The organism is Halolactibacillus halophilus (assembly GCF_900115605.1).
Classification (GTDB): domain Bacteria; phylum Bacillota; class Bacilli; order Bacillales; family Amphibacillaceae; genus Halolactibacillus; species Halolactibacillus halophilus.
In genome coordinates this window covers 1-4,054 of sequence record NZ_FOXC01000072.1, presented here as the reverse complement: position 1 = coordinate 4,054, position 4,054 = coordinate 1, and the positions used below count along the sequence as shown (strand labels likewise).

5 protein-coding genes are annotated in these 4,054 nt (G+C 34.2%); 3 read left to right on the top strand and 2 right to left on the bottom strand.

Annotated features, from left to right (window positions below; translation table 11 throughout):
- Positions 1 to 105: 105 nt before the first annotated feature.
- Positions 106 to 789 carry a protein rep gene (locus BM098_RS13035; protein WP_234987512.1) on the top strand — a complete coding sequence of 228 codons (684 nt, stop codon included), beginning with the start codon at positions 106 to 108 and terminating at the stop codon, positions 787 to 789.
- 287 nt (positions 790 to 1,076) lie between these two features.
- Complete coding sequence (locus BM098_RS13030; RefSeq protein ID WP_089834061.1) at positions 1,077 to 1,490, top strand: hypothetical protein; 414 nt, start codon at positions 1,077 to 1,079, stop codon at positions 1,488 to 1,490.
- 59 nt (positions 1,491 to 1,549) lie between these two features.
- On the opposite strand, the gene BM098_RS13025 is transcribed toward BM098_RS13030, so the two are convergent.
- Positions 1,550 to 2,170 (bottom strand): hypothetical protein, encoded by a 621-nt coding sequence (locus BM098_RS13025; RefSeq protein ID WP_089834059.1) that lies wholly within the window; start codon positions 2,168 to 2,170, stop codon positions 1,550 to 1,552.
- A 461-nt stretch (positions 2,171 to 2,631) separates the two neighbouring features.
- Between BM098_RS13025 and mobV the strand changes: the two genes are divergently transcribed.
- Positions 2,632 to 3,837, top strand: coding sequence for a MobV family relaxase (gene mobV / locus BM098_RS13015; protein WP_089834055.1), 1,206 nt, complete (start codon positions 2,632 to 2,634; stop codon positions 3,835 to 3,837).
- On the opposite strand, the gene BM098_RS13010 is transcribed toward mobV, so the two are convergent.
- On the bottom strand, positions 3,804 to 4,054 hold a 251-nt coding region (locus tag BM098_RS13010; RefSeq protein ID WP_143423382.1), incomplete at its 5' end, for an IS3 family transposase. The two genes, mobV and BM098_RS13010, sit on opposite strands and share 34 nt — an antisense overlap.

Here is a 4,054-nt window from a genome sequence, read left to right as displayed (position 1 = left end):
CTTCAAGCCCACTGATTGTGATTTGATTTGAGTATAACAAAACAGACCCTAAAGAGGGGACTTTTTTTAGTGTCCATTCTTTAGGGTCCATTTTAATCGGTTATGATGGCTTATCTAAAACAAGAGGAACATAAGGATTTTATTTTCCTTACGTTGACAGCACCGAATGTACCGGCGGATGAACTCGATGATGAAATTAAACGTTATAATCATGCGTTTAAAAAGTTGATGGAACGACAAGAAGTTAAAAAAATTGTTAAAGGTTATGCGAGAAAGTTAGAAATTACATACAACGAAGAACGCAATGATTATCATCCGCACTTTCACGTGTTAATTGCGGTGAATAAAAGTTACTTTACGAATACAAAGCAATATATTAGTCGCGATCGTTGGCTTGAGCTATGGAAACAAGTGACGAAAAATCCTTTAATAACACAAGTTGATGTTCGCAAAGTATGTCAAGGGGAAAATGATAAAGTTTATGAAATAGCGAAGTACTCGGCAAAAGAAAGTGATTACTTGGTTAGTCAGGAAGTGTTTGAGGTTTTTTATCGGGCGCTCAAAGGAAAACGACTGATTGTTTATTCTGGGTTGTTCAAAGAAGCGATGACGAAATTTAAAAATGGTGAGTTAGAAGCATATAAGGAAAAAGATATGACGAACTACGTGTACGCAATCATGTACAATTGGGGAGATAAAAAGTATTTAGAATTAGAAAAACGATTATTGACTGATGACGAGATGAAAGAAGTGAATGGTCAAATGGTCAATGAAAAAGACATTGAATAAGGAGGATGGTTGTGGATTTCTTAGTGATGGGTATTTCTATTTTGTCTTTGATGGTTAGTGCTTTAACGTTTTTCCTTATTTTTAAAATACGGAAAATAGACAAAGTGTGATTTCTTATAAACAAGGGAGCGATATTTTAATATTGCTCCCTTGTTTATTTTAAATTTAATAATTAAATACAGTATAAAATTATTAAATTTATTAAAAAATTCCACTTTAACAAACTTTGTAGTATCATATTTTTAAAGAACATTTTTATAAATATTAAATATTAAGGAGATGATTTTATGAAAAAAAAATCAATAGTATTTTCCGTTATAGTCTTGATAGTGTTAATCCCAATTCTAATAAATTTATTTAGTAAAGTAATCGAACCAGATAAGGTTTTATTTGTAGGACAACAAATAGACGAATATCAAGGAGAGTTTACTAAAGAAATTAAAGACAAACAGAAGATATTAGAATTTGAGAATATTTTTGATGATTTGAATTTTGTAAAGGAAGAATGGTATCCAGAAAAACCTGCTGACCTAATTTTTAGACTTGATCATAAAGATGGGATATTCACACATTTTTATAAAGTTTGGATTGATGATAAAGAGGCGATTGTTTTAAGTGCGTTTGATTCGGAAAATGATATAACTGAGATAGCTAAATTGTCTAATGAGAAATTAAATGATTTAGAATCTATAATTAAATAATTGTTATCAATAAAAAAAGTTGGTTCCTTTTAAAATTTTAAGGGAACCAACTTTATTTTTTATTGAACTTTTTTAACTGTTAAACGATTTCTGAATGAAACTGCTGTTTGTTCTGATTTGAAATACTGCCAATTATTCGTTGGATCCATGTAGTATTTTCCGTACACCTTATAATTGCTAACTTTTATGTCTCTTGCTATATGAAGTTTAACAGGAGTGTTTATCCATGGCGAGCTTATATAAGTACCAGTTGAACCTCCTACTGAACCTTTTGGAAAACTTGCACTAATAGGACCATATCCAATGTTTAGGGTAACGTTAGAATAATAGCCTCCACTATTCCAAATGAAACCGCCAGAGCTACTAAATACAGTTCCTCTTGATGGTTGGTTTCCTGCCCATCCTATACTCACATTAAGTAATTCTTTACTGTCTTGCAATACACTTTTGTATTCGTAAGTTGGTGTTCTTAACTGATTAGATGGATCCAATTCGTTTATCTTTTCTTGAAGTTGTTTCTCTTCAAGCATTTTAACTTCTTCATCAGAAATTTCAATAACATACTCATGACTATCGTTTTCTAAATTACTTTCTGATGATGTAGCAAAGACATTTGAAAATGGAATTACGGTCAAGAAAAGCGCTGTAAAAATAACTGATAATACTTTTGTTTTTTTCATTGTATTTCCTCCTTTTTATATCCATAATAATTGGACATTATTAAATAATTCGACATATCAAGTTGGATAACCTGCTTATTTTTCTAATTTTTCTCAAGTGGTTTTGTCCGTTACACTGGAAAACCGAAAAGTCGGCAAAGTATAAGCTTGCTGAGTACGGCTTTCGGTACGGAAAACAGAACGGACAAAATGGTAATGGGCAAGGGGAAAGGGTGGAGATTTTTCAGCGCAGCGTTTTGAAAAATACTACCCGACCCTTGCCCATTACCAAACGGGGCACGAGCGCAAGACCCCTTGCTGAGGTGGCAGAGGGCGGTTTTTTGGTTTCACCTTTTTCCGAAAAAAAGGTGAAGGTCTTAAGGGTTTAGGTTTTAGTCGGCTCGCCGACAGCTCCCGGCAGGGCACACACTTTACATGGAAGTCTTGCCGGAATACCCTGCCCGAAAAGGAGCGATGATCTTATGAGTTATGCTGTTTGTCGAATGGAAAAAATGAAATCACATGATTTGAAAGGCATGCAATTTCATAATCAACGAGAACGAGAAAGTAAAACGAATTCCGATATTGATAAAACGTGGTCGCATGAAAATTATGATTTGGTCAATCAAGGAAATATTGATTACAACGAGCGAGTGAAAGACATTATCGAATCGCAAAAAATAAGCCCACGTAAAACCTGGAAAGATGCGGTGCTCGTGAATGAATTGCTGATAACGTCCGATAAGGATTTTTTTGATGCACTCGATCCATCTGAACAAAAAAGATTTTTCGAAGAAAGTTATAAGTTATTTGCTGAACGCTATGGAAAACAGAATATCGCTTATGCAACCGTTCATGTTGACGAAAAAACACCGCACTTACATCTTGGAGTGGTGCCAATGCGTGACGGGAAATTACAAGGGAAAAATGTTTTCAATCGCAATGAACTATTAGCGATACAAGAGGAATTCCCCAAACATATGCAAAAGTGCGGGTTTGATTTAGAACGTGGTGTACCAAGTGACAGAAAACATTTAGATATGGCACGGTACAAATTACAAACGACACAAGAGAAAATAAACTCACTGGAAAATGAGTTAGCAGAAAAAGAGCATAGGCGAACTCAACTGAATGAATCTATCGAAAAAACCAACGGTTTACTAAAAGCGTTGAAAAAGTCTGATGAGAATTCAAAAGAGATCGATATGATAAATTATAAAGAATCAGGATTGATTGGTCCTAAAACGGTCAAATTAGCCCTCTCAGACTTCGAAAGTATGAAAACAAAGGCAAGAGCCTCAGAAGCCTTTAAAATCGAAAATAAGGTGGTTTCTGCGCGAAATAAGCAACTATCTCAAGAAAATAATGAACTAAAATTAAAAAATAAAGGATTAAATCGAGAAAACCAAGCATTAAAACATGAAAATCGTGATTTAACCAAACAAAATATGTTTTTGACAAGAACGTTAGAATCGCTTAAATACGCATTGAAGGAACATGTGAAGGATTTTGATTATATATTAGGCGCGATCAAGTCGCTTGTTCTTGATAACATGAAAGTGACTAATAAAGCCAAGTATTTATCTGACGATGAAGAAAGACTAGGGGCCAAAGTAATGTGGACCCTTTGTCAAGGACATTTAAAAAAAGACTCTCATGAAACATCTAATAAATATTGCTCTCTGTAACTAACAGGGGGCAATTTTTTTAGGTTCCATTGACCGCGCTCATGATTATAATAATCAATATAATCATCAACGACAGCACGTAATTCATGAATATTTTTACAGTGATGATAGTTCATATCATCTTTTAAGTGGCCGAAGAATGATTCCTGAGGTGCATTGTCCCAACAGTTACCTCTCCGTGACATAGATTGACCCAGGTGATTAGCGGCTAATTTCT